Origin of the sequence: Streptomyces sp. NPDC097619 (assembly GCF_040302735.1) — a bacterium.
Classification (GTDB): domain Bacteria; phylum Actinomycetota; class Actinomycetes; order Streptomycetales; family Streptomycetaceae; genus Streptomyces.
The window spans coordinates 1-23,139 of sequence record NZ_JBEOSD010000132.1; the positions used below are offsets into that span (position 1 = coordinate 1).

Annotated in this window: 21 protein-coding genes; 9 read left to right on the forward strand and 12 right to left on the reverse strand. The window is 73.9% G+C overall.

Features of this window, described 5'->3' with window-relative positions:
• Positions 1-612, forward strand: a 612-nt coding sequence (locus ABTZ17_RS28080; RefSeq protein WP_352198536.1) for a hypothetical protein, incomplete at its 5' end; no start/stop codon positions are given.
• A gap of 49 nt (positions 613-661) precedes the next feature.
• Here ABTZ17_RS28080 and ABTZ17_RS28085 read toward each other — a convergent pair.
• From ABTZ17_RS28085 to ABTZ17_RS28095, 3 genes are all read right to left on the reverse strand, one after another.
• Positions 662-2,485 carry a methyltransferase gene (locus ABTZ17_RS28085; RefSeq protein WP_352198537.1) on the reverse strand — a complete coding sequence of 608 codons (1,824 nt, stop codon included), beginning with the start codon at positions 2,483-2,485 and terminating at the stop codon, positions 662-664.
• A 240-nt stretch (positions 2,486-2,725) separates the two neighbouring features.
• A complete protein-coding gene (locus ABTZ17_RS28090) occupies positions 2,726-3,943 on the reverse strand; it encodes a 4-hydroxybenzoate 3-monooxygenase (protein WP_352198538.1) in 1,218 nt (405 codons plus the stop codon).
• A gap of 159 nt (positions 3,944-4,102) precedes the next feature.
• Positions 4,103-4,525, reverse strand: coding sequence for a MarR family winged helix-turn-helix transcriptional regulator (locus ABTZ17_RS28095; RefSeq protein ID WP_352198539.1), 423 nt, complete (start codon positions 4,523-4,525; stop codon positions 4,103-4,105).
• Between the two features lie 93 nt (positions 4,526-4,618).
• Here ABTZ17_RS28095 and ABTZ17_RS28100 point away from each other — a divergent pair, with 93 nt between their 5' ends.
• The 3 genes from ABTZ17_RS28100 (at position 4,619) to ABTZ17_RS28110 (ending at position 7,142) form a co-directional block, all read left to right on the forward strand.
• Positions 4,619-5,644, forward strand: coding sequence for an NADP-dependent oxidoreductase (locus ABTZ17_RS28100; protein ID WP_352198540.1), 1,026 nt, complete (start codon positions 4,619-4,621; stop codon positions 5,642-5,644).
• Between the two features lie 65 nt (positions 5,645-5,709).
• Positions 5,710-6,135: an organic hydroperoxide resistance protein gene (locus ABTZ17_RS28105; protein WP_352198541.1), complete on the forward strand. Its 426-nt coding sequence runs from the start codon at positions 5,710-5,712 to the stop codon at positions 6,133-6,135.
• A 113-nt stretch (positions 6,136-6,248) separates the two neighbouring features.
• Complete coding sequence (locus ABTZ17_RS28110) at positions 6,249-7,142, forward strand: EI24 domain-containing protein (protein WP_352198542.1); 894 nt, start codon at positions 6,249-6,251, stop codon at positions 7,140-7,142.
• Between the two features lie 43 nt (positions 7,143-7,185).
• Here ABTZ17_RS28110 and ABTZ17_RS28115 read toward each other — a convergent pair whose 3' ends face one another.
• Positions 7,186-7,764 carry a TetR/AcrR family transcriptional regulator gene (locus ABTZ17_RS28115; protein WP_352198543.1) on the reverse strand — a complete coding sequence of 193 codons (579 nt, stop codon included), beginning with the start codon at positions 7,762-7,764 and terminating at the stop codon, positions 7,186-7,188.
• A gap of 146 nt (positions 7,765-7,910) precedes the next feature.
• On the opposite strand from ABTZ17_RS28115, the gene ABTZ17_RS28120 reads away from it, so the two are divergent.
• Positions 7,911-10,439, forward strand: a complete 2,529-nt coding sequence (locus ABTZ17_RS28120; RefSeq protein WP_352198544.1) for a glycoside hydrolase family 3 protein — start codon at positions 7,911-7,913, stop codon at positions 10,437-10,439.
• Positions 10,440-10,917: 478 nt separating this feature from the next.
• Here ABTZ17_RS28120 and ABTZ17_RS28125 read toward each other — a convergent pair whose 3' ends face one another.
• Positions 10,918-11,826 (reverse strand): SGNH/GDSL hydrolase family protein, encoded by a 909-nt coding sequence (locus ABTZ17_RS28125; RefSeq protein WP_352198545.1) that lies wholly within the window; start codon positions 11,824-11,826, stop codon positions 10,918-10,920.
• A gap of 329 nt (positions 11,827-12,155) precedes the next feature.
• Here ABTZ17_RS28125 and ABTZ17_RS28130 point away from each other — a divergent pair, with 329 nt between their 5' ends.
• Positions 12,156-12,650, forward strand: a complete 495-nt coding sequence (locus tag ABTZ17_RS28130) for a DUF3145 domain-containing protein (protein ID WP_352198546.1) — start codon at positions 12,156-12,158, stop codon at positions 12,648-12,650.
• 104 nt (positions 12,651-12,754) lie between these two features.
• On the opposite strand, the gene fabF is transcribed toward ABTZ17_RS28130, so the two are convergent.
• From fabF to ABTZ17_RS28155, 5 genes are all read right to left on the reverse strand, one after another.
• Entirely contained in the window at positions 12,755-14,020 is a 1,266-nt protein-coding gene (fabF, locus tag ABTZ17_RS28135; protein WP_352198547.1) for a beta-ketoacyl-ACP synthase II, read from the reverse strand.
• 80 nt (positions 14,021-14,100) lie between these two features.
• Complete coding sequence (locus tag ABTZ17_RS28140; protein ID WP_352198548.1) at positions 14,101-14,349, reverse strand: acyl carrier protein; 249 nt, start codon at positions 14,347-14,349, stop codon at positions 14,101-14,103.
• Positions 14,350-14,432: 83 nt separating this feature from the next.
• Entirely contained in the window at positions 14,433-15,434 is a 1,002-nt protein-coding gene (locus ABTZ17_RS28145) for a ketoacyl-ACP synthase III (protein ID WP_352198549.1), read from the reverse strand.
• Between the two features lie 18 nt (positions 15,435-15,452).
• A complete protein-coding gene (locus tag ABTZ17_RS28150; RefSeq protein WP_352198550.1) occupies positions 15,453-16,370 on the reverse strand; it encodes an ACP S-malonyltransferase in 918 nt (305 codons plus the stop codon).
• 89 nt (positions 16,371-16,459) lie between these two features.
• Positions 16,460-17,638, reverse strand: a complete 1,179-nt coding sequence (locus ABTZ17_RS28155) for a PucR family transcriptional regulator (protein ID WP_352198551.1) — start codon at positions 17,636-17,638, stop codon at positions 16,460-16,462.
• A 110-nt stretch (positions 17,639-17,748) separates the two neighbouring features.
• Here ABTZ17_RS28155 and ABTZ17_RS28160 point away from each other — a divergent pair, with 110 nt between their 5' ends.
• Entirely contained in the window at positions 17,749-18,453 is a 705-nt protein-coding gene (locus ABTZ17_RS28160; RefSeq protein WP_352198552.1) for a pirin family protein, read from the forward strand.
• Between the two features lie 21 nt (positions 18,454-18,474).
• Here the strand turns inward: ABTZ17_RS28160 and ABTZ17_RS28165 are convergent, their stop codons facing one another.
• The gene (locus ABTZ17_RS28165) at positions 18,475-20,742 is read right to left on the reverse strand and encodes an N-acetylmuramoyl-L-alanine amidase (protein WP_352198553.1); all 2,268 of its coding nucleotides are present in this window, start codon (positions 20,740-20,742) and stop codon (positions 18,475-18,477) included.
• A 123-nt stretch (positions 20,743-20,865) separates the two neighbouring features.
• Positions 20,866-21,687, reverse strand: a complete 822-nt coding sequence (locus ABTZ17_RS28170; protein WP_352198554.1) for a serine hydrolase domain-containing protein — start codon at positions 21,685-21,687, stop codon at positions 20,866-20,868.
• Positions 21,688-21,737: 50 nt separating this feature from the next.
• On the opposite strand from ABTZ17_RS28170, the gene ABTZ17_RS28175 reads away from it, so the two are divergent.
• Positions 21,738-22,115 (forward strand): MerR family transcriptional regulator, encoded by a 378-nt coding sequence (locus tag ABTZ17_RS28175; protein WP_352198555.1) that lies wholly within the window; start codon positions 21,738-21,740, stop codon positions 22,113-22,115.
• The gene (locus ABTZ17_RS28180; protein WP_352198556.1) at positions 22,112-23,131 is read left to right on the forward strand and encodes an aldo/keto reductase; all 1,020 of its coding nucleotides are present in this window, start codon (positions 22,112-22,114) and stop codon (positions 23,129-23,131) included. The genes ABTZ17_RS28175 and ABTZ17_RS28180 overlap by 4 nt, the downstream gene beginning before the upstream one ends.
• Positions 23,132-23,139 lie beyond the last annotated feature (8 nt).

Consider the following 23,139-nt stretch of genomic DNA (forward strand, 5'->3'; position numbering starts at 1 on the left):
GACCAGCTCCGAGGGCCAGGTCAGCACCGCCTCGAAGGAGGTGCCGTCGGACCCGGCCACGGCCATCGCGTCGATCTGCAGGGCGTGTTCGGCGGCTCCCTGGCCGTGACCCGACTCGCCGACGCCGGACCGCAGGTCGACCGCGCCGCGACCCTGGTCCGCGAGGACGAGACCGCCACCGGCCTGCCGGTGGCCCCCGTGCCGCCGCCCGCCGCCGCGGCCACCGACCCCACCGCGCCCGACCGCCCCGACCCGGCCGCGGACCCCGCGACCGCGGCGGCCACCGACGGCCCGGAGGAGTCCGGGCCGCCCGGGGACGGCAGCGGGGAGCCCGTGGCCCCGACGCAACCGGGCGCCACCGGCAGCCCGGCCGCACCCGGCCCCGAGGCTCCCGAGGGCGGGCCCTCCACCGGCGCCGACGCCCGCCCCGGCCGGGCCTCGGCCCCCGCCACCCCGCGGGCCGAGGGCTCGCGCGGCCCCCGCGCCACCCCGTCCCCGGGCGGGACGGAGCCGACCGCGAAGCCCAAGCCGAAGCCGAAGCCCGAACCCAAGCCGACGAAGGAGCCGGAGCCCGAGCCCACCTGCGACTGGTTCCTGTGGTGGTGCGTCTGATCCCGGCGCGCCGACACGGCCGAGGCCGGTGGTCCCGCCTGCGTTCCCGTCAGCGCTGACGGGGCGGACCCGGGTGCCGGGCCGGCCCGGACTCCGCCCGCCGGGCGTGCAGGACGCTCGCCCCCAACGGCAGCGGGCCGCTTCCGACCAACCGCAGCCCCGCGTCCTCCAACAGGGCGGCGTAGTGGCCCAGCCGCCGTTCCCGACCACCGACGTTGCACATCATGTGCAGGTCCCAGGCCGTGGCCAACGAGGGCGAACCGTCCTCCGGCAGCAGTCGCTCCACGATCAGCAGGTCCGCGTGCTCCGGCATCGCCCGCGCGCAGTGCCCCAGGATCTCCCGGCACCGGTCGTCGTCCCAGTCGTGCAGCACCCGCGACAACACGTACACGTCACCGCCGCCCGGCACGTCGGCGAAGTCTCCCGTCCGGTAGCCGCAGCGGTCCCCGACCCCGGCCGCGTCCAACTGCCGCCGGGCCGCCTCCACCACGTGGGCCCGCTCCAACAGCAGGCCCCGCAGCTGCGGCCGGGCCGCGAGGATCCGGCCCAACAGGCCGCCCGTACCCCCGGCCACGTCCACCACCGTGCGGGGACCCGGACCGGCCGCCGCCGCGGTGATCACCGGGTGCGCGGGCAGCGGCTCGAACATCCGGGCACTCGCCGCCATGGACTGGTCGAAGCGCTCGGCCAGGTCGGGGTGGCGGGCGAAGTAGTCGAAATGGTTCTCGCCGAAGAGCTGCTCGAAGCCCGTCACCCCGGTCCGCACCGCGTCCGCCAGCAGGGCGAAGGACTGGTAGAAGGCGCCCCCGTACATCAGGGCCAGCGACCGCATCGACCCGGCGGCGTCCGCCCGCAACAGCGCCCCCGAACCGGTCAGCCGGAACCGGCCCCCCGGGTCCTGCTCCACCACGCCCACCATGGCCAGGTAGCGCAGCAGCGTGCCCAGGCTCTCCGGATCGGCGCCCACGGCCCGCGCCAGCACGGCCACGTCGAGGGCGGGACGGCCGCCACCGGCCGCGGTCCTCCCGGTCCCGTCGGCGGCGGCGCGGGCCGGCACCCCGTCGGAGGGGGCCGTCCCGGACATCGCCTCCGGCAACCGCAGCTGCGCGCAGGCCGCCAGGGCCTGGGTGGTCCAGGCGCCCGTCATCAGCCGCAGGAGCGTTTCGGCGGGCTGTCGGGACCGGTGGGCATCGAGGTGCGGGGCCAGCAGGTCGCGGTGGTCGCCCGCCGCGTACAGCTCCACCCGCCGGTACCCGGCCTTGGACTCCTCGGGCGCGGTGAAGTAGAAGACGGTGCCGTCCTCGTGCGGGTTGTAGCCGCCGCCGTCCGGGAGCGCCCCGTACCGGGCGAACAGCGCGCACAGCCCGCGCAGGACCAGCGGGTCCGGCCGCAGCACCTCGAAGGCCAGGTGCGCCTCGTGCTCGGCGGCCCGCTCCGCCGCGGCCAGCTCGGCCAGTCCCGAGCCGGGGGGCGCGGGCAGGGCGAAGACCTCCACCACCCTCCGCTCGCCGTCGGCGCAGAGCACGTCCGGACGCAGGATCCGCACGTCCAGCCCGGCGGCGTCGCGGCCGTGGCGCAGCGCGAGCCGGTCCCGGACCACCACGCTCGGCATGGTCACCGGATCGCCGGCCAGCCCCGCCGCGGTCAGCAGGGTCCGGAGCGCGGGTCCGTCGGGCGGGAAGACGAGGAGGGCGGCGTGTGCGAAGCGGCAGCGGTCGGCGAGCGCGCGCAGCTCCGGACCGTCGAGCCCCGGCAGCAGCAGCCGGAGCAGGGCGGGGGTCTCCTGGTCGCGCACGAAGGCGGCCGCGGCCCGGAGCCGGGTGGTGTCGTCGGGGAGGAGGGTGGCCGCGGGGGCGGTGGTGGGTGTCGTCATGGGGGGACGTCCTCAACGGGGGCGGGCGGGGGCACCGCCTCAGGACCGAGGCGGGCAGGGGGAGGGGGCCAAGAGGAGGGGACAGCGGAGAGGGAGACGGAGGAGGGGGGGAGGGGGACGGGACGGCGGTGGGCCCGGGCGGGCAGGGCGGAGCGCCCCGCCGGGCCACGACGGGGCTGAGGGACGGGCCTGCGGGACGGGGGAGCGGGGCTGGGGGAGGGCCGGGTCCGGGTCCGGCGGTCAGATCCCGGTGTAGTTCTCGGCGAACCAGTCCTGGAGGGCCCGCGAGGTGCGCAGGGATTCGACGCGGGAGGCCCGCAGTCGGTCGGTGAACGGGACGCGACCGTCGGCGGCCGGGGCCTCCGGGTCGGGGTGCAGCAGCCGGATCATCCAGTGCGAGAACTCCTGCGCCCGCCAGATGTGCTCCAGGCAGGCGGCGGAGTAGCCGTCGAGTCCGGCGGGGTCCTCCTCGCGCAGGGCGGAGACCAGGGCGCGGGCGAGGAGTTCGGCCTCCAGGACGGCGAGGTTCGCGCCCTTGGCGGCCGAGGGGCTGATCAGGCTCGCGGCGTCCCCGGCGAGGAGGAGCGAGCCGTGCCGGAGCGGTTCCAGCACGTCCGACTCCAGGTCCACCACGGTCCGTTGGAGGATCGGTCCGCGCCGCAGCGGGCCGTGGTGGGCCGCGCCGAGCCGCAGCTCCAGCTCCTCCCAGATCCGGTCCTCGGACCAGGAGTCCGGGTCGGTGCCGGGTTCGACCTGGAGGTAATAGCGGGTGACGTTCGCGGAGCGGGCCATGTGCCCGGCGAAGCCGCGCGGGTGCAGGGCGTACCCGACGGCGTCCAGGCTGGGCGGGGCCTCGGCGAGGAGTCCGAGCCAGGTGACGCCGTGGTCGCGGTGGTGGCGGGCCGTCTCCGCGGGCATGGCGCGGCGACCGGCTCCGTAGCGGCCGTCGCATCCCGCGACGTACCGGGCCGTCCAGCGCCCGGGGCGGCCGTCGGGGCCGCGCACGTCGACGAACGGGGTGGGTCCGTCGGCCCCGTGGACGGCCACCGCCTCCGTTCCGAAGAGGATCCGGCCCCCGGCGGCGGTGTAGTGGTCGAGGAGGTCGCCGACGAGCTCCTGCTGCGGGTGGACGATGTGGACCTCGCCCTTGCCGAGCCCGGAGTAGTCGAGGCGGAAACGATTGTTCTCGGTACGGAACTCGCAGACGCCGTGACGCTGTCCCCGCTCCAGTGCCCCCGCCGCCAGCCCGTGCCGGTCGAGGAGCCTGACGGTGTGTTCGGCGAGGTACCCGGCGCGGGCCCTGGTCCGCAGGCGCTCGGGGTCGGCGCGTTCCAGGACCACGCAGTCGATCCCGGCGGCCCGCAGGAGGTTGCCGAGCACCAGCCCGGCGGGACCGGCCCCGAGGACGACGACCTCCGCCGTTCCCGAGTCGGTCGGGTCCTCATGGCTTGCTGTCATGGAGGTGGATCTTAGGCACTGGCAAATCAGTTCATGCGCAGGAATCACCCGAATGCCACGGCAATGGCTGAGGTTGTTGATGTTTAAGAGGCCCTTGGTGCGTCTGTGACTTCCCCCGCCCCTCGCGGACCCGCGCCTCGCCGGTGCGGCCGGTTCCGGTCAGCCCTCCAGCATGCGGCGGAGGAGGTCGCGGAGGGCGGTGCGGTCCGCGGTGTCCAGGGCGGCCAGCGGTTCGCGGGCGAAGTCGAGGGCGTCGCGGAGCAGGGCGGCGGTGCGCAGCCCCTCCTCGGTGGCGGCGGCGAGCTTGACCCGGCGGTCGGCGGGGTCGGGGTGCCGCTCGGCGAGGCCGCGGGCCTCCAGTCGGTCCACGATCCCGGTGATGTTCGAGGGCTCGCACTTGAGCTGGTGCGCGATCCGTCGCATCGGCAGCGGTTCCCGCGCCAGCAGGCTCAGCACCCTGGCCTGCGCGCCGGTCAGCCCGTGCCCGGCGGCGGCCCGCTCGTACTCCTCGTGGTGGCGGGCGACCACGGCGCCGATCAGCTCGACGACCTCGAGGGTCAGGGGATCTGCGCGAGGGGGCATGACCCCACTCTATTACTTGACAACATGAAATATCTAGGCGCATGGTTGTTTCACTTGCTTAAGTATCCGGGTTCTCAAGTAATTGGAGCTGTCATGTCCGAGGTCTCGCTTCCCGCCGTCAGCCGCGAGTGGCACCTGGTCGCCCGTCCGCAGGGCTGGCCCACCGCCGAGGACTTCGCCCTCCGCGAGGTGCCCGTCACGGCTCCGGAGCAGGGCCGGATCCTGGTCCGCAACCTCCACATGTCCGTGGACCCGTACATGCGCGGCCGGATGAACGACGTGAAGTCCTACGTGCCGCCCTTCCAGCTGGACCGGCCCATGGACGGCGGGGCGGTCGGCGTGGTCGTGGCCTCCGCCGCCGAGGGCTTCGCCGTGGGCGACCACGTGCTGCACGGGCTGGGCTGGCGCGAGTACGCCGACGTGGACGCGGCGCACGCCACCAAGGTCGACCCCGACCTCGCCCCGCTCTCCGCCTACCTGGGCGTCCTCGGCATGCCGGGCCTGACCGCCTACGCCGGTCTCTTCGAGACGGCCTCCTTCAAGGAGGGCGACGCCGTGTTCGTCTCCGGCGCCGCCGGTGCCGTGGGCAGCCTGGTGGGCCAGTTCGCCCGCATCAAGGGCGCCTCGCGCGTGGTCGGCTCGGCCGGCTCCGCGGAGAAGGTGACCGTCCTCACGGAGAAGTACGGCTTCGACGCCGCCTTCAACTACAAGGACGGCCCCGTGGCCGGGCAGCTCGCCGAGGCCGCCCCCGAGGGCATCGACGTGTACTTCGACAACGTGGGCGGGGACCACCTCCAGGCCGCCATCGGCGCCCTGAAGCTGAACGGCCGCGCCACCCTGTGCGGCGCCATCGCCCAGTACAACGACACCGAGCCGGCCCCCGGCCCGAACAACCTCGCCATGGTGATCGGCAAGCGGCTCCGCCTCCAGGGCGTCCTGGTCAGCGACCACGCCGCGATCCAGCCGAAGTTCGTCCAGGACGTGGCCGGATGGCTGCGTTCCGGCGAGCTGGTCTACGACGAGACCGCGGTCCAGGGGATCGAGAGCGCGGTGCAGGCGTTCCTGGGGATGCTGCGCGGTGAGAACACCGGAAAGATGATCGTTTCTTTCAACGGCTAAGCTCACCCCAGACCACCGCGATCGTGGGCGCGAGTCGTGGTGACAACCAGGAGGATCGTTTCCACATGTCCATCCAGCAGTCCGATGTCCTCTACACCGCCGTGGCCACCGCCGAGAACGGCCGCGACGGCCGCGTCGCCTCCGACGACGGTCAGCTCGACGTGGTCGTGAACCCGCCGAAGGCCATGGGCGGCAGCGGTGCGGGCACCAACCCGGAGCAGCTGTTCGCCGCCGGCTACAGCGCCTGCTTCCAGGGCGCGCTCGGCGTGGTCGCCCGCAACGAGAACGCCGACCTGACCGGCGCCACCGTGACCGCCGAGGTCGGCATCGGCAAGAACGACGACGGCTTCGGCATCATCGTCAAGATCGTCGCGTCCATCCCGGCCGTGGACCAGGAGCGGGCCAAGGACCTCGTGGAGAAGGCGCACCAGGTGTGCCCGTACTCCAAGGCCACCCGCGGCAACATCAGCGTCGAGCTCGCCGTCGCCTGATCCGTCGCGCCGGACCGTACGGTCCGGTCCTCCGACACCGAGGCCGCACCCCCGCATCCGGGGGTGCGGCCTCCGCCGTCGGGGCCGTCGGGGCCACCCCCTAAGCTGGCCCGATGCGCGATCTTCTGGGGGGCTTCCGGTACCTGCTGGCCGGACAGCGCTGGGTGGCCGGACACGGCCGGTGGCTCGGCTTCGGACTGCTGCCGGGGCTGGTGTCCCTGGTGCTCTACGCGGCGGCCCTCATCGGCCTCTTCCAGGGGGCCGACTCGCTCACGGCCTGGGCCACGCCCTTCGCCGACGACTGGTCCGACCCCTGGCTCGGCCTGTTCCGCGGCCTGCTGACGGCCCTCGTGATCGCCCTCGGCCTGTTCCTCAGCGTGATCACCTTCACCGCGGTGACCCTGCTGATCGGCCAGCCCTTCTACGAGTCCCTCTCCGAGCAGGTCGACCTCGCCGAGGGGGGACACGCCCCGGAGTCGGGGCTGCCGCTGTGGCGGGAGCTGTGGATCTCGGCCCGGGACAGCGTCCGGGTCCTGCTCCGCGTGGCCCTGTACAGCGTGCTGCTGTTCGCCTGCGGGTTCATCCCGGTGGTGGGCCAGACCGTGGTCCCGGCCCTCGGTTTCTGCGTCTCCGGGTACTTCCTCACCCACGAACTGGCCTCCGTGGCCCTCCAGCGCCGCAAGATCGGGCTCTCCGAACGGCTCGGCATGCTCCGCGAGCGCCGGCTGCTCGTCCTCGGCTTCGGGGTCCCGCTGGTGCTCGCCTTCCTGGTCCCGCTGGTCGCGGTCTTCCTGATGCCCGGCGCGGTGGCCGGGGCCACCCTGATGGCCCGGGAGCTGACCGGCGAGTCCGGCGCCGACCCGCGGACCCCGGAGGAGACCCCCGGCACCGGGACCGCCCCGGCCGGACCGTACGACCGGGGTCCCGCCGCCCGGGGCCCGTACGGCACCCAGGCCGGCCCGTACGGCCCGACCCCGGGCAACCCCTACGCCGACCCCACCGCCTGACCCCACGACCCGGCCCCACCCGGTACGCCTCCACCGCGACCGGTCAGCGGGGCGGGCCGCCGTGCAGCAGCGTCAGGAAGGACCGGAACGCGGCGGGCATGTCCACGCCCTCCGGGTCCAGCAGCCACTGGTACTGGAGCCCGTCCAGCACCGCCACCAGCAGCGGGGCCGCCGCCTCCGGGGTCAGCCCGGAGGGCAGCCGCTCCCCGAACTCCGTCCGCAGCACCGTCGCCATCTCGGCCCTGACCTGCGCGTACCGGAGGGTGAAGAACTCCCGCGCCGGATGCCCGTCGGTGACGCTCTCGCCGAGCAGCGCCGAGAAGGTCTGCACGATCCCCGGCCGCATCGCGTTGTACTCCACGAGCGAGCCCAGCAGGTCCAGCCGCCAGGTCCCGCCCGCCGCCCGCGGGCCCCCGCCCGTGTCCCAGCGGTCCCGCTCCTCCAGCACCGCCACCAGCAGCGCCTCCTTGGACGGGAAGTGGTGCAGCACCCCCTGCTGGGTCAGCCCCACCCGCTCGGCCACCGCCGCGAGGGAGGCCCCCCGGTACCCGCGCTCCGCGATGACCTCCAGCGCCGCGCGCAGGATCTCCCCGCGCCGCTCCTCGCTCCTGGCCCTCGCCATCCGCCGCCACCCGCCTTCCGCATCGGTCCCCACCGGACGGTACGCCATGCACTGTGGATCACAAAAAGATAACGTTACCTACCGCACTACAGGTAATCGGTCCAGGATGAAGGGGATCCCGCACAGCACTCGACGAGGAGGCGGCCGTGGCAGAGAAGAACCGGAACCGGACCACCGAGGAGGACCGGGCGCGCACCGGAGCCGTGGAAGCGGCCCTGGACAAGCTCGACCTCGACACCAAGGCCCGGCTGCTCGCCGGACAGGACATGTGGTCCCTGCCCGCCCTCCCCGAGATCGGCCTGGGCTCCCTGGTCTTCTCCGACGGCCCGGTCGGCGTCCGCGGGGTCCGCTGGACCGCCGACGACCCCTCCGTGGCCCTGCCCTCGCCCACCGCCCTCGCCGCCGCCTGGGATCCGGAACTCGCCCGCCGCGCCGGCCGGCTCCTCGCCCAGGAGGCCCGCCGCAAGGGGGTGCACGTCCTGCTGGCCCCCACCGTCAACCTGCACCGCACCCCGCTCGGCGGCCGGCACTTCGAGTGCTACTCGGAGGACCCGTACCTCACCGGCGAGATCGGCACCGGCTACGTCCTCGGGGTCCAGGACGGCGGCGTGGGCACCACGGTCAAGCACTTCGTCGGCAACGACGCCGAGACCGACCGCTTCACCGTCGACAACCGGATCGCCCCCCGACCGCTGCGCGAGCTGTACCTGGCCCCCTTCGAGGCCATCGTCGCCAACGCGCACCCGTGGGGCATCATGACCGCCTACAACCGGGTCAACGGCACCACCATGACCGAGCACCGCCACCTGGTCCGCGAGGTCCTGCGCGGCAGTTGGGGCTTCGACGGGGCCAACGTCTCCGACTGGATGGCCGCCCGGTCCACCACCGGGGACCTCGACGGCGGCCTGGACGTGGCCATGCCCGGCCCGCAGACCGTCTACGGCCCGGCCCTCGCCGAAGCCGTCCGCGAGGGCCGCGCGGAGGAGTCCGCCGTCGACGAGGCCGTCCGCAACGTCCTGCTGCTCGCCGCCCGGACCGGCCTCCTCGACGGGGCGCCCGCCGCGGTCACGGAACCCCCCGCCCCCGTGGACGGCCCCGAACTCGCCCGCGAACTGGCCCGCCGCGGCTTCGTGCTCCTGCGCAACGAAGCCCGCGCGGGGACGGGCGCCCCGGCCGGTGACGGAGCGGGCACCGGGGCCGACACGGCGGCCGGTACGGGCCTCCCCGTGCTGCCCCTCCCCGCCGGCTCCACCGTCGCCCTCTCCGGGGCCGCGGCCCGCGAGGCCCGGGTCCTCGGCGGCGGCTCCGCCACCGTCTTCCCCGAGCACGTCGTCTCCCCCCTCGACGGCCTCACCGCCGTCCTCCCCGCGGACGCCCTCGACTACCGCACCGGAGCCGACCCCTCCGAGGAACTCGTCCCCGCCGGCGCCGGGTTCGAACTGCGCGCCGTCTGCCGCGACGCCGAGGGCGCCGTGCTCGGCGAGGGCAGCCTGCCCTCCGGACAGGTCCAGTGGATCGGCGCGGACCTGCCCGCCGGGGCCACCTACGAGACGATGGCGACCATCGAGGTCACCGGCACCTTCGTGCCCCGCGAGACCGGCGAGCACGCCTTCGGCACCCGGGGGCTCGGCGGCTTCTCCCTGGCGGTCGACGGACGCGTCCTCTGGGAGGGCGTCCAGGCCATGGGGGACGAGGCCGACCCCTTCGAAGCCTTCTTCGGCGCCCCCAGCGAACGCGGCCGGGTCACCCTCACCGCGGGGGAGCCCGTCGAGGTCTCCCTCACCCACCACCTGCCCGACCTGACGGGTGCCCCGCTCAAGGCCGTCATGTTCTCCCTGCTGCACCTCGGCCCGCGCCGCGATCCCGACGAGCTGATCGCGGAGGCCGTGGCCGCGGCCCGCGCCGCCGACACCGCCGTCGTGGTCGTCGCCACCACCGAACGCGTGGAGTCCGAGGGCTTCGACCGCACCGGACTCGGCCTGCCCGGCCGCCAGGACGACCTGGTCCGCGCCGTGGCCGCCGCCAACCGCAACACCGTGGTCGTCGTCAACGCGGGCTCCCCCGTGGAGATGCCCTGGCGGGAGCAGGTCGCCGCGGTGCTCCTGACCTGGTTCCCCGGCCAGGAGGGCGGGGCGGCCCTCGCCGACGTCCTCACCGGCGCCCACGAGCCCGGCGGCCGGCTCCCCACCACCTGGCCGCGCAGCCTCGCCGAGGCGCCCGTCACCGAGGTCACCCCCGAGGGGGGCGTCCTGGAGTACCAGGAGGGCCTGTACATCGGCTACCGCGCCTACGAACAGCGGGGACTCACCCCCGCGTACCCCTTCGGGCACGGACTGGGCTACACCGAGTGGGCCTACGAGGCCCTGGAGGTCGACGGGGACACCGTGCGGGTCCGGATCCGCAACGCCGGGGGCCGGGCCGGGCGCGAGGTCGTCCAGGTCTACCTCGCGCCCCGCAGCCGCCCCGCCGGGCGGCCCGCCCGTGCCCTCGCCGGCTTCGCCGGGGTGTGGGTGGAGCCGGGCGAGACCGTCGAGGTCGAGATCGCGCTGCCCGAGCGGGCCTTCGAGGTCTGGGACGAGGAGGGCGGGGCCTGGGTGCGGATCGGCGGCACCTACGACCTCGCGGTCGGCCGCTCCGTCTCCGACCTCCGCCTGACCGAGCCCCTCACCCTCTGACCACAGCCCCCGCCGGTCGCCTGGCCGGCGGGGCAGGGGCGTGCCTCTCGGCCCGGCGGGTCGCCTCAATCACCGGCGGGGCTGGGTGCCGACTGTGGTGGTGCGGCTGCGGCAGGCGTCTCCCGCGGGTTCGGGCCGCCTCAATCGCCGGCGGGGCTGGGATGTGCCCCCGTGACCCTTCGTCTGACCGTCCCCCCACCAAGGGAAACCACCTCCAGCCCGCGCGGCGTTTGAGCGCATCTTTGAGCCGCGCCCGGCGGCGGACGCCAAGCCCCCTCAAGCCGGTCCCTGAGCCGCACCCGACGCCGACGGGCGAACCACCTCAAGCCCGCGCGGCGTTTGAGTGCGTCTTTGGGCCGCACCCGACGGCGGACGGGAAGCCCCCTCACGCCGGTCCCTGAGCCGCACCCGACGCCGAAGGACAAGCCACCTCAAGCCCGCGCGGCGTTTGAGCGCATCGTGGGGGAGGGCCCGCCGGTCACGAGACCGGCTCGGTGATGCGTCGATGCGCGAGCTCCGCGAGCCGCGCCTGGCCGTCCCGCCCGGGATGGAACCAGTCCCACCGGCTCAGCTGCCCCGCCGTGAACGGGTACCGGAACACCGCCCCGTCGTCGTAGCGGCACAGCGGGTCCCGCCCGCACACCTCGCCCAGCACCTGGTTGTAGGCCACCACCCGGTCCCGTACCGCCGCCCGCCGCGCCGAGGCGCCCGCGTCGAGTTCTTCGGGGCCCGCCAGCATCGAGGGGCAGATGCCCAACTTCCAGACCTGCCGGGCGACCGGGCTGCCACGGCCCTGCTCCCACAGCCGCATCAGGTCGGGCACGCTCGACACGTACACCTGGGTCTTCGGCAGGGCGGCCCGCAGTTCGGCCAGCCCCTTCTCGAAGTCGGCGCGGAACTCGGCCACCGGGGTCATCGCCTTCACGGTGATCCGGCAGGCGTCGTTGGAGCCGGCCATGACCGTGACCAGTTCGGGCCGTTCCCGGGCCGCCTCGGCGAGCTGCTCGGGCAGGTCGGCCATGCGGGCCCCGGTCCGCGCGAAGTTCCAGCTGCGCGCCGCCGCCCCCTCCGCGCCGAGGAGTCGGGTGGCGAGGCTGTGGACCCGCGGGTCGCTGCCGGTGGCCCAGGAGGACTCGGGGCAGTCGGCGAGCACCGAGCAGGCGTCGAAGCCGCGGGTGATGGAGTCGCCGACCGCGGCCACCGAGGCGGGATTCCGCTTCCAGCCGGGCGCGGTCTTCGCGGGGGGTCGGGCGCCGGCCGCGGCGGGGGTGCCGCGGGGTTCCTCGGGCCCGGAGGAACAGGCCGACAGGCCCGTCATCAGCAGAGCGAGCGCCGCCGTCCCGGCAAGGCCGGTCCGCCGGCGCCCGGTTCGCACGGTCTTCCGCATCCGCTGGTCCCCTCCTTCGTGGCCCCGTGGCGGTCCACGGCGTCCTGCTGAGTGAATGCTCGGTGTTTCGCTGCCTCAGGACCGACCGTACGTCACACCTGGCACCCCGGCGCACGGTAGCTTTTCCCCAGGGACGGCAGGCTCGGCCGCCCGGGCCGGATCCCTCCAGTGGCGTAATGCCGGATCGGTTCCGGTAAATTACATCACGTCACATACTGTCCGTTTTCAGCAGATTCACTCCCGATGGCGTTTACCATGGGTGGCCTCGGGAGCGGCACCGGTACGAGGCCGCTGGGGAAGGCGAACCTCGTCCCACACTGGAGGTCCCGGTGACGACACGTGGAGTCCTGTACGTGCACTCCGCGCCGCGCGCGCTCTGCCCGCATGTGGAATGGGCGGTGGCGGGCGTGCTCGGAGCACGTGTGAATCTCGACTGGATCAGACAGCCGGCCTCGCCCGGCACCTGGCGGACCGAGCTGTCCTGGCGGGCCCGCCCGGGCACCGCCTCGAAGCTGGCCTCCGCCCTGCGCGGCTGGCACCTGCTCCGCTTCGAGGTGACGGCCGAGCCCTGCGCCACCGCCGAGGGCGAGCGCTACAGCTCCACCCCCGACCTGGGGATCTTCCACGCCGTCACCGGCATGCACGGGGACATCCTGATCCCCGAGGACCGGCTGCGGGCCGCGCTGGTCCGGGCCGCCGAGGAGGGTACGGCGCTGGAGGGCGAGATCGCCCGGCTGCTCGGCAAGCCCTGGGACGACGAGCTGGAGCCCTTCCGGTACGCCGGTGAGGGCGCCCCGGTGCGCTGGCTCCACCAGGTGGTCTGAGCACCGCTCCCGCGTCCCCGTACGGGAGAGGGGCCCCGCCCGGCGACTGCCGGGCGGGGCCCCCTTTCTCACGGTCGTGCGTCGGGTCGGCGGACCCGTGGGGTTCAGACGGTGCGGAACGCCAGCGTGACGTTGTGGCCGCCGAAACCGAAGGAGTTGTTGATCGCGGCGATCTGACCCTCGGCGGGCAGCGGCCGCGGCTCGTCGCGCACGATGTCCGCGTCGATGTCCTCGTCCAGCTCTTCCACGTTGATGGTGGGCGGGGCGATCCGGTGGTACAGCGCCAGCACGGTGGCCACGCTCTCGATGCCGCCGGCGCCGCCCAGCAGGTGGCCCGTCATGGACTTCGTCGCGGAGACCGCCACGTGGTCCAGGTCGTCGCCGAGCACCTTGCGGAGCGCCTTGATCTCGGCGCTGTCGCCCTGCGGGGTGGAGGTGGCGTGCGCGTTCACGTGCACGACCTCGGCGGGCTTCAGGCCGGTGTTGTCGAGCAGGTTCTGCACGGCGGCCGCGACCCCGCGCCCGGTGGGCTCGGGCTGCGCGATGTGGTGGCTGTCGGCGGAGAGGCCCTGGCCCAGCACCTCGCAGTAGACGCGGGCCCCACGGGCCGCGGCGTGCTCGGCGGACTCCAGGATGATGACGCCCGCGCCCTCGCCGAGGACGAAGCCGTCCCGGCCCTTGTCGTACGGGCGGGAAGCCTTCTCCGGCTCCTCGTTGTTCTTGGACATCGCCATCATGTTGGCGAAGGCCGCGATCGGCAGCGGGTGGATCGCCGCCTCGGTGCCGCCCGCGACGACCACGTCGGCACGGCCGGTGCGGATCATCTCGACGGCGTAGCCGATGGCCTCGGCGCCGGAGGCGCAGGCGCTGACCGGGGTATGCACGCCCGCCCGGGCGTTCACCTCCAGGCCCACGTTGGCCGAGGGGCTGTTCGGCATGAGCATGGGGACGGTGTGCGGGGAGACCCGGCGCACGCCCTTGTCCTTGAGGACGTCGTACTGGTCGAGCAGGGTGGTGACACCGCCGATGCCGGAGGCGATCACCGTGCCCAGTCGCTCGGGGGACACGGAGGAGTCCTCGCCGGCGGGACCGGTGTAACCGGCGTCCGCCCAGGCCTCCTTCGCGGCGATCAGCGCGAACTGCGCCGACCGGTCGAGCTTCCGGGCCAGCGGGCGGGGCAGGACCTCGCTCGGGTCCACGGCCGCCTGGGCGGCGATCCGGACCGGCAGGTCGGCGAACCGCTCGCCTTCCAGGGGCTTGACCCCGGAACGGCCCGCGAGCAGGCCCTCCCAGGTCGATGCGCTGTCGCCACCCAGCGGAGTGGTTGCGCCGATACCGGTGACGACCACGGTGTGATTGGTCGGGCTCACAGGAATTCTTTCTCCACGTGTAAGAGGGTGCTGAATTGTCACGGCGCCACCGCCGGGTGGCGACAAACGCTCGGTGGGACTCAGCCCTGGTGCTTCAGGATGTAGTCGGCGGCGTCGCCGACCGTCTTCAGGTTCTTGACGTCCTCGTCCGGGATCTTGACGTCGAAGCGCTCTTCGGCGGCGACGACGACCTCGACCATGGACAGGGAGTCGACGTCCAGGTCGTCGGTGAAGGACTTGCCGATCTCGACGTCCTCGACCGGGATGCCGGCGATCTCGTTCACGATGTCGGCGAGACCGGCGACGATCTCTTCCTGGGTGGCGGCCATGTTGGCGCTCCTTCGATAGGGGTGACTACGGGTGGTGCGGTATTGCTGGGTACTGCGCGGCGGGCCCGGAAGATCCGGCACGCCTAGGGGAGGGTAACGACCGTGGCGGCGTACACGAGACCCGCCCCGAAGCCGATGACGAGCGCGGTGTCGCCGCTCTTCGCCTGACCGGTGGCGAGAAGCCGCTCCATGGCGAGCGGGATCGAGGCCGCCGAGGTGTTGCCGGTGGTCTCGATGTCACGGGCCACCGTGACGTGCTCCGGCAGCTTCAGGGTCTTCACCATCGAATCGATGATCCGCATGTTGGCCTGGTGCGGGATGAAGACGTCCAGGTCGTCGGCGGTCAGCCCGGCGGCGTCGAGCGCCTGCTGGGCGACCTTGGCCATCTCGAATACGGCCCAGCGGAAGACCGCCTGACCCTCCTGCGTGATGGCCGGGAACCGCTCCACGGTACCGGTGCGGTACTCGTCCCACGGCACGGTCTGCTTGATCGTCTCGGACTTGTCGCCCTCGGAACCCCACACGGTGGGGCCGATGGCCGGCTCCTCGGAGGGGCCGACGACCACGGCGCCCGCACCGTCACCGAAGAGGAAGGCCGTGGCCCGGTCCTCCAGGTCCGTCAGGTCCGACAGCCGCTCCACGCCGATGACCAGCACGTACCGGGCGGAACCCTCCACGACCAGGCCCTTGGCCAGGGTCAGGCCGTAGCCGAAACCGGCACAACCCGCGGAGATGTCGAACGCCGCGGGCTTGACCGCGCCGATCCGGTCCGCGATCTCGGTCGCGACGGCCGGGGTCTGCTTGAAGTGCGAGACGGTGGAGACGATCACGGCGCCGATCTGCTCCGCCGAGATGCCGGCGTCGGCCAGGGCCTTCCCGGAAGCCTCCACGGACATGGCCGCGACGGTCTCCTCCGGGGAGGCCCAGTGGCGGGTGGCGATGCCGGACCGGGAGCGGATCCACTCGTCGGAGGAGTCGATCGTCTCCAGGATGACCTCGTTGGGCACCACCCGGGTCGGGCGGTAGCCGCCCACCCCGAGGATGCGGGCGTACGGAGACCCCTGAGCAGGTTTGATCTTCGACATGCGTTTGGGCTCCTTCTCTCAGGCCGCGTGCTCGGCGATGAGGGCGGCGGCCTTGTCGAGGTCGTCCGGGGTCTTCAGCGCGAGCGTGGCCACACCGGGGAGGGCGCGCTTGGCCAGACCGGTGAGGGTACCGCCGGGGCACGCCTCGATCAGCGCGGTGACCCCGAGCTCCTTGAAGGTCTCCATGCACAGGTCCCAGCGGACCGGGTTGGCCACCTGGCCCACCAGGCGGGCGACGACGTCGGCGCCCGAGGTGACGGCCGCGCCGTCCTTGTTGGACACGTACGTGAGCACCGGGTCGGCGAGGGCGAGGGACCGGGCGGCCTCCTCCAGCTCCGCGACCGCCGGGGCCATGTGGTGCGTGTGGAAGGCGCCCGCCACCTTGAGCGGGACCACCTTGCGGACGCCCTCGGGCTTGTCGGCCTCCAGAGCGGCGATCTGCTCCAGGGTGCCGGCGGCCACGATCTGGCCCGCGCCGTTGATGTTGGCCGGGGTCAGACCCAGCTTCTCCAGGTGCGCGACGGTGACCTCGGGGTCGCCGCCGAGCAGCGCCGCCATGCCGGTCGCGGTGACCGCGGCGGCACCGGCCATGGCCAGGCCGCGGGTACGGACGAACCGCAGCGCGGTCTCCTCGTCCAGGACGCCCGCGTAGGCGGCGGCGGTGATCTCACCGACGCTGTGGCCCGCGACGGCGCCGAAGGACGCCCGCGCGTCCAGCGCGGCGGAGGACAGCAGACCGGCCGCGACCAGCAGCGGCTGCGCCACCGCGGTGTCGCGGATCTCGTCCGCGTCGGCCTTGGTGCCGTAGTGGACGAGGTCGAGCCCGATGGCGTCCGACCAGGCAGCGATGCGGTCGGCCGCACCGGGGAGGTCGAGCCAGGGGGTCAGGAAGCCGGGCGCCTGAGCGCCTTGGCCGGGAGCGACGAGTACGAGCACCCTCACACTCTCTCTTGCGGACGGTCCGCACCGCCCGTGAGGACAGGGACGAAGAACCGTCGGGGGAATTGTCGATGTCTCACAAAAGTCTAGGTCTGAGGATCGGCCTCGGCCAGACGCCCCAGAATCAGCGCGATCCTCAGCGTGAACGCCGAACGCACGTCGGAAGGCGACCAGCCGGTGACGTCAGTCACACGTCGGAGCCGGTAGCGCACGGTGTTCGGGTGCACGAACAGCATCCGTGCGGCCCCTTCGAGGCTGCTCGCCTGCTCCAGGTAGACGCTCAGCGTCTCCAGCAGAGCCGACCCGGCCTCCTCCAGCGGTCTGTAGATCTCCTCCACCAGCTGCTCTCGCGCCGACGGGTCTCCGGCCATCGCGCGCTCCGGCAGGAGATCATCGGCCAGAACGGGCCGCGGAGCGTCCTGCCACGCCGAGGACGCCTTCAGTCCCGCGGCCGCCGCCTGCGCGGAACGCGTCGCCGTCAGCAGGTCCGGCACCACCGGGCCGGCCACCACGGCACCCGCCGCGAAAGGCCCGATCAGGGACTTCGCCACCTGGATCGGCTGGTCGCTACCGCCCGCGATCACCACCAGACGGTCCCCGAGCACCCCCGTCAGCACCTGGAGCTTGGCGTGCCGAGCGGCCCGCCGGATCGCCTCCACGGTCAGCTCGCTGTCCCCGTCCGGGGCCGTCCCGAGCACCACGCACACGTGCTCCGGGGAGTTCCAGCCCAGCGCCGCCGCCCGGGACAGCGCCCCCTCGTCGGCCTCGCCCGACAGCACGGCGTTGACCACCAGCGACTCCAGCCGGGCGTCCCAGGCCCCGCGGGCCTCGGCGGCCTGCGCGTACACCTGGGCCGTGGCGAAGGCGATCTCCCGCGCGTACACCAGCAGCGCCTCGCGCAGCGTGGACTCGTCACCCGGGGCCGCGACCTCCTCGATCGCGGTCTCCATCACCTCGATGGTGGTCCGCACCATCTCGACCGTCTGCCGCAGGGTGATCGCTCGGGTCAGCTCCCGGGGGGCCGTGCCGAACACGTCCGTCGAGATCGCCTGCGGGGTCTCCGGGTGCCGGAACCACTCGGTGAAGGCGGCGATGCCGGCCTGGGCGACCAGGCCGATCCACGACCGGTTCTCCGGGGGCATCGCCCGGTACCACGGCAGCGTCTCGTCCATCCTGGCGATGGCGTTCGCGGCCAGTCTGCCGGAGGACTTCTCCAGCCGGCGGAGCGTCGCCGCATGCGGGTGCGCGGGGTGGACCGCGGTCACGGCGGACGCGGGAGGGACGGCCGGGGAGGGCTCAGGGTCAGCGTGGGGCACGGGGACAAGACTGCCTTATCCGGCCGCCCCCGCGGAGTGCCGGGGCTACCGTGACCCCCATGATCGATGTACGGCGCAGTGGGGACCGGTACCGGGGCGGCGACCCGGAGGCCGGGATCACCACCCGGCACGCCTTCTCCTTCGGGGCCTTCTACGACCCCGACAACATCAGGTTCGGCCCCGTCCTCGCCTGCAACGAGGAACACCTCGCACCGGGTGCCGGATTCGACGAACACCCGCACAGCCACACCGAGATCGTCACCTGGGTCGTCGAGGGGGAACTGACCCACCGCGACTCCACCGGGCAGGCCACCGTGCTGCGCCCCGGGGACCTCCAGCGGCTGAGCTCGGCCTCCGGGGTGCGGCACGCCGAACGCAACGAGGGCACCGCCCCGCTCCGCTTCGTGCAGATGTGGCTGGCCCCGCTGGAGCCCGGCGGCGACCCCTCCTACGAGGTGGTCCGCGCCCTCAGCGGAAGCGGCGGTGGGACCGACACCGGCGGCGCGTACCCGCTGCCGGCCGCCGGGGCGGTGCTGCGGGTGCTCCGCCCGGCCGCGGGGGAGCGGGTGCCGGTGCCGGCGGCGGCCCGGGTGTACGCGCACGTGGTCCGCGGCGAGCTGCTGCCCGAGGGCCCGGGAGCCGCGCCGGTCGGGGACGGCGGCGGACCACTGGGCCCCGGGGACGCGGCCCGCTTCACCGGCCCCGAGGGGTGGGCGCTGCGGGCCGTCACCCCGGGGGAACTGCTCCTGTGGGAGCTGCCCTGAGGCGGGTGGACGGCCCCCGGGCTACTTGAGGTAGGCGATGCCGTCCGTGGTGAGGGTCGGGCGGCCCGCCGTCCCCACCACGACGATCTTCAGCTTGTGGGTGCCGGCGGTGGCCCAGGTCTTGGTGAAGACCGCGTTCCGGTAGAGCGTGGCCGTGGACTTCAGGTCCACGGTGGCCGCCTTGACCCCGTCCAGGTAGACGTGCGCCTGACCGGAGCCGGCGGCCCGCGAGACGATCCAGGACACCGAGCGGCCGGTGAAGGTCCAGGTCAGCGAGGAACCGGTGGTGCCGCTGGAGAGCGAGGCGCCGCCCAGGTAGCTGCCGGAGGAGCGGCTGCTCCAGGTGCCGGTGCGGGCCGCCGCGGTCTCCTGGAGCAGCACCGGAGTGCCGGTCACGGAGGCCGAGGCGGTGTTGCCGGCCTGGTCGGCTGCGGTGAGCGCGAAGGTGGTGCCGGTACCGGGCCTGGCGGTGAGCGGGGCACCGGTGGCGGTCGCCGGATGGGTCGCCCTGGTGGGCGCGGTCAGCCGCACCTCCTTCAGCGCCCCGGTGTCGGCGGCCTTCCACCCGAGGGTGACCGGGACCGCGGTGGTCTCCACCGTGCCGGTCCGCAGGGCCAGGCCCGGCTTGGTCGGGAAGGTCGGGGCGGTGGTGTCGGCGACCACGGTCACGGTCGGGGACAGGGCGGTGCGGCCCGACTGGTGGGTGGAACGGACCTGCACCCGGTGGCTGCCCGGGGTCAGGGTGGTGGCCGCGGAACCGGCGGTGCCCGCGGTGCGCGCCACCGGCTTGCCGTCCACGAGGAGTTCGTGGGCGCTCAGCAGGGCGGTCGGGGTGGTGGTGCCCCAGGCCACGGTCACCGGCCCGCGGGTCCAGTAGGCGGCACCCGAAAGGGTCGCGCCGACCACGGAGTTGACGGCCACTCCGGTCGGGGGTCCGGCCGCCCAGCCCCGGATCACCGGGAGTTGCCCGTACAGGACGGTGCCGGGGCACTCGGTGGCGTAGCCGTCGCGGTGGCCGGAGAGCCGCTGGAAGGAGGCGCTCTGCCCGGCCTTGAACTTGCCGTTGTCGATGGCGGCGGTCATCGTCACCGAGGACTGCGGGTCGTATCCGTACTGGCCGAGCTTCCAGGCGGCGACGCGGGCAACGGCGGTCTTGGCGGCGGCCGAGGCGTCCGCGGCCACGTGGTTGCCGATCACCGCGATGCCGGTGGTGTCGGTGTTCCAGCCCATGGTGTGGGCGCCGGTGACGGGCAGCCCCGGACCGCCCTTGCGGCCCTCGAAGACCGTCCCGCACTTGTCGACCACGAAGTTGTAGCCGATGTCCTTCCAGCCGTTGGTCTTCACGTGCAGGGTGTGCAGGCCCCGCATGATCGCCGCGGAATCGGCGCAGTCGTAGGTGTTGGTCTGCGCGGTGTGGTGCACGAAGACGGCCTTGACCTCCTTGCCGTAGCCCGGGGCCTCGTCGTTCAGGGCCTCGTCCGCGCCCCACTGGGCGCGGCTGACCACCGCCGGCTGCGGAACGGTGGAGACCGGCGCGGTGGGGGCGGGGCTGACGGAGGGGCCCGGGGTCGGGGTACCGGAGGCGGCCCCCGAGGGGGTCGGGCCGGTCGGCGTGGTGGGGAGGGGCGTGGCGGAGGCGGAGGGCTCCGGGCCGGTGCTCGGCGAAGTGCTCCCGGCGGGGGAGGGCTCCGGGCCCGTGCCGTCGGTCGGGGTGCCGGTGGGCCCGTCCCCGGCGGGAGGGGTGGGTTCGGCGGTGGCGTCCACGGCGAGGGCGACGGGGCCGGTGCGGAGCACGGCGGAGGTGCCCGGGTCGACCAGGTCCAGGCGGAGGCCGGCGGGCAGGGCGCCGCCGCGGCCCGCGACCCGGACCTCGACCCCGTCGGAGGATCCGGCCCAGACCGGCTCGGAGACCCCGCGCAGCCCGGGGCGGGCGGCCCCGTCGGAGCGGGCCCCGCCCTCGGAGCCCAGCTCCAGCCAGGCCGACCAGTCGCCGCTCTGCCGGGAGCGGGTGCGGACCTCGATCGGGCCGTCCACGGTCCGGTCCGGGTCGTCCCAGGAGACCGCGAGCATGCTGAAGGGGCGGGTGCCGGTGTCCCGGTAGGAGGCGCGGTCCCCGGTCACGTCCAGGGCCGCGGTGCGGACCTTCGAGACCACCGGACCCGACACCGGGGGACGCTTCGCGTCGACGGTGCCGGGGGCGTTGTGCCCGGTCGCCCCCTGGAGGGCCAGTACGCCGACGATGCCGGTGGCGATGGCACCGGCCGTCACCCAGATTCTGCGCGTGCGCACCGGTGTTCTCCGTGTCCCCGAGGCGATGGAGAAACGGAATCTACCGAGCGATTTCCCACCGGCAAGCGGGATGTTCCGGCCGGAACCCGGCAGAACACCCCCACTCGCCGCGTGATCTTCGTCTCAGCGGGCTCCGGCGAGCTCCGTGAGCACCGCGTCGGTGAACGGGGTCCAAACCTCCGCTGCCCAGGGGCCGAACGCCCGGTCCGTCAGCGCCACGCACGCGGCGCGCGCGTCCGGGTCCACCCACAGGAACGTCCCGGACTGGCCGAAGTGCCCGAAGGTGCGCGGCGAGGACCGCAGCCCCGTCCAGTGCGGGGACTTCCCGTCCCGGATCTCCATGCCCAACCCCCAGTCGTTGGGGACCTGGTGGCCGTACCCGGGCAGCACGCCCTTCAGCCCCGGGTGCACCACCGAGGTCGCCGCGGCGACCGTACGGGCGTCCAGCAGTCGCGGGGCCTGCAGCTCGGCGGCGAACCGCACCAGGTCCGAGACCGTGGAGACGCCGTCCCGGGCCGGGGACCCCTCCAGAGTGGTCGCGGTCATGCCCAGCGGCTCCAGCACGGCTTGGTGCAGGTACTCGGCGAAGGGGATGTCGGTGACCTTGGTGAGGTGGTCGCCCAGCACCTCGAAACCGGCGTTCGAGTACAGTCGCCGCTCCCCGGGCGGGGCGGTCACCCGGTGCTCGTCGAAGGCCAGCCCGCTGGTGTGCGCGAGCAGGTGCCGCACCGTCGAGCCCTCGGGCCCGGCCGGCTCGTCCAGCTCGACCGCGCCCTCCTCGAAGGCCACCAGAACGGCGTAGGCGGTCAGCAGCTTCGTCACGGAGGCCAGCGGGAACCGGTGGTCCACCGGCCCGTGCTGCCCGGCCAGGGTGCCGTCGGCGCGCACCACCGCCGCCGCGGCGGTCGGCACGGGCCAGTTCTCGATGATCCGCAGGCTCTCCATGCCCCGAGCCTACTTGCTTGGAGTGCGCTCAAGGGTTCTAGCGTGGGGGCATGAGCCTGACGGAGACCCGGTACACCATCGGCGAGGTCGCGGCCCGCACCGGCCTGTCCCAGCACACGCTCCGCTGGTACGAGCGGATCGGACTGCTCCCGCACGTGGACCGGTCGCACTCCGGTCAGCGCCGGTTCAGCGGACGCGACCTGGACTGGCTGGCCCTGGTGGGCAAGCTGCGCACCACCGGCATGCCGGTGGCCGACATGGTCCGGTACGCGGAGCTCGTCCGCGCCGGGGAGCACACCTACGCCGAGCGGCGCGCCCTGTTGGAGCGCACCCGGCGGGACGTGCTGGCGCGGATCGAGGAGCTGAACGGCACCCTCGCGGTGCTCGACCACAAGATCGGTATGTACGGGAAGGGCAGTTGCCGATGAGCACGGAAGGCAGGATCACCCGGGTGGAGCTCGGGACCGGTGGCCCGCTGGTGGGCGTACAGGGCCTGGGCTGCATGGGGATCAGCGAGTTCTACGGGGACACCGACGAGGCCGCGGCCCGCGACACCCTGGACGCGGCCCTGGAGGCGGGGGTCACCCTCTTCGACACCGCGGACATCTACGGGCGGGGCCGGAACGAGGAGTTCCTGGCGCCGTTCCTCGCCGCGCACCGTGAGGAGGTCGTCCTCGCGACCAAGTTCGCCATCGAGCGGACCGACGACCCGGCGTACCGGGGGATCCGCAACGACCGGGCCTACGTGCGCCGGGCCGTCGAGGACAGCCTGCGGCGGCTGGACGTCGAGGTCATCGACCTCTACTACATGCACCGTCGGGACCCGGCCGTCCCGTTCGCGGAGTCGGTGGGCGCCATGGCCGAGTTGGTGAAGGAGGGCAAGGTCCGTCACCTGGGGCTGAGCGAGGTGACCGGGCCGGAGCTGCGCGAGGCGCACGCCGTGCACCCGATCGCCGCGCTCCAGTCGGAGTGGTCGCTGTTCAGCCGGGACGTGGAGCGCAGCGCGGTGCCCGCGGCGGCGGAGCTGGGTGTGGCCCTGGTGCCGTACTCCCCGCTCGGTCGCGGCTTCCTGACCGGCTCCTTCACGGACGCGGCCGGGGAGCTGTCCGAGGGGGACTTCCGGCGTCACCAGCCCCGGTTCACCGGGGAGAACGCCCGGACGAACGCGGCGCTGCTGGAGCCGGTCCGCGCGGTCGCGGCCGCGCACGGGGTCACCCCGGCGCAGGTGGCGCTGGCCTGGGTGCACGACCGGGCGGCCGTGCACAGGCTGACGGTGGTGCCGATCCCGGGCACCCGCAAGCGGTCCCGGCTGCTGGAGAACGCGGCCGCCGCCTCGATCGAGCTGACCGCCGCGGAGCGGGAGTCGCTGGAGCCGATCGCGGCGGCGGTGGCGGGGGACCGCTACCCGGACATGAGCGCGACCTCGCTGGCCCGCGAGGTCTGAGCGGCGCC

What these genes read in the sequence shown, in the direction of transcription:
- ABTZ17_RS28085 (WP_352198537.1), bottom strand. Translation starts at nt 2,485, where the DNA reads ATGACGACACCCACCACCGCCCCCGCGGCCACCCTCCTCCCCGACGAC.
- ABTZ17_RS28090 (WP_352198538.1), bottom strand. Translation starts at nt 3,943, where the DNA reads ATGACAGCAAGCCATGAGGACCCGACCGACTCGGGAACGGCGGAGGTC.
- ABTZ17_RS28095 (WP_352198539.1), bottom strand. Translation starts at nt 4,525, where the DNA reads ATGCCCCCTCGCGCAGATCCCCTGACCCTCGAGGTCGTCGAGCTGATC.
- ABTZ17_RS28100 (WP_352198540.1), top strand. Translation starts at nt 4,619, where the DNA reads ATGTCCGAGGTCTCGCTTCCCGCCGTCAGCCGCGAGTGGCACCTGGTC.
- ABTZ17_RS28105 (WP_352198541.1), top strand. Translation starts at nt 5,710, where the DNA reads ATGTCCATCCAGCAGTCCGATGTCCTCTACACCGCCGTGGCCACCGCC.
- ABTZ17_RS28110 (WP_352198542.1), top strand. Translation starts at nt 6,249, where the DNA reads ATGCGCGATCTTCTGGGGGGCTTCCGGTACCTGCTGGCCGGACAGCGC.
- ABTZ17_RS28115 (WP_352198543.1), bottom strand. Translation starts at nt 7,764, where the DNA reads ATGGCGAGGGCCAGGAGCGAGGAGCGGCGCGGGGAGATCCTGCGCGCG.
- ABTZ17_RS28125 (WP_352198545.1), bottom strand. Translation starts at nt 11,826, where the DNA reads ATGCGGAAGACCGTGCGAACCGGGCGCCGGCGGACCGGCCTTGCCGGG.
- ABTZ17_RS28140 (WP_352198548.1), bottom strand. Translation starts at nt 14,349, where the DNA reads ATGGCCGCCACCCAGGAAGAGATCGTCGCCGGTCTCGCCGACATCGTG.
- ABTZ17_RS28145 (WP_352198549.1), bottom strand. Translation starts at nt 15,434, where the DNA reads ATGTCGAAGATCAAACCTGCTCAGGGGTCTCCGTACGCCCGCATCCTC.
- ABTZ17_RS28160 (WP_352198552.1), top strand. Translation starts at nt 17,749, where the DNA reads ATGATCGATGTACGGCGCAGTGGGGACCGGTACCGGGGCGGCGACCCG.
- ABTZ17_RS28170 (WP_352198554.1), bottom strand. Translation starts at nt 21,687, where the DNA reads ATGGAGAGCCTGCGGATCATCGAGAACTGGCCCGTGCCGACCGCCGCG.
- ABTZ17_RS28175 (WP_352198555.1), top strand. Translation starts at nt 21,738, where the DNA reads ATGAGCCTGACGGAGACCCGGTACACCATCGGCGAGGTCGCGGCCCGC.
- ABTZ17_RS28180 (WP_352198556.1), top strand. Translation starts at nt 22,112, where the DNA reads ATGAGCACGGAAGGCAGGATCACCCGGGTGGAGCTCGGGACCGGTGGC.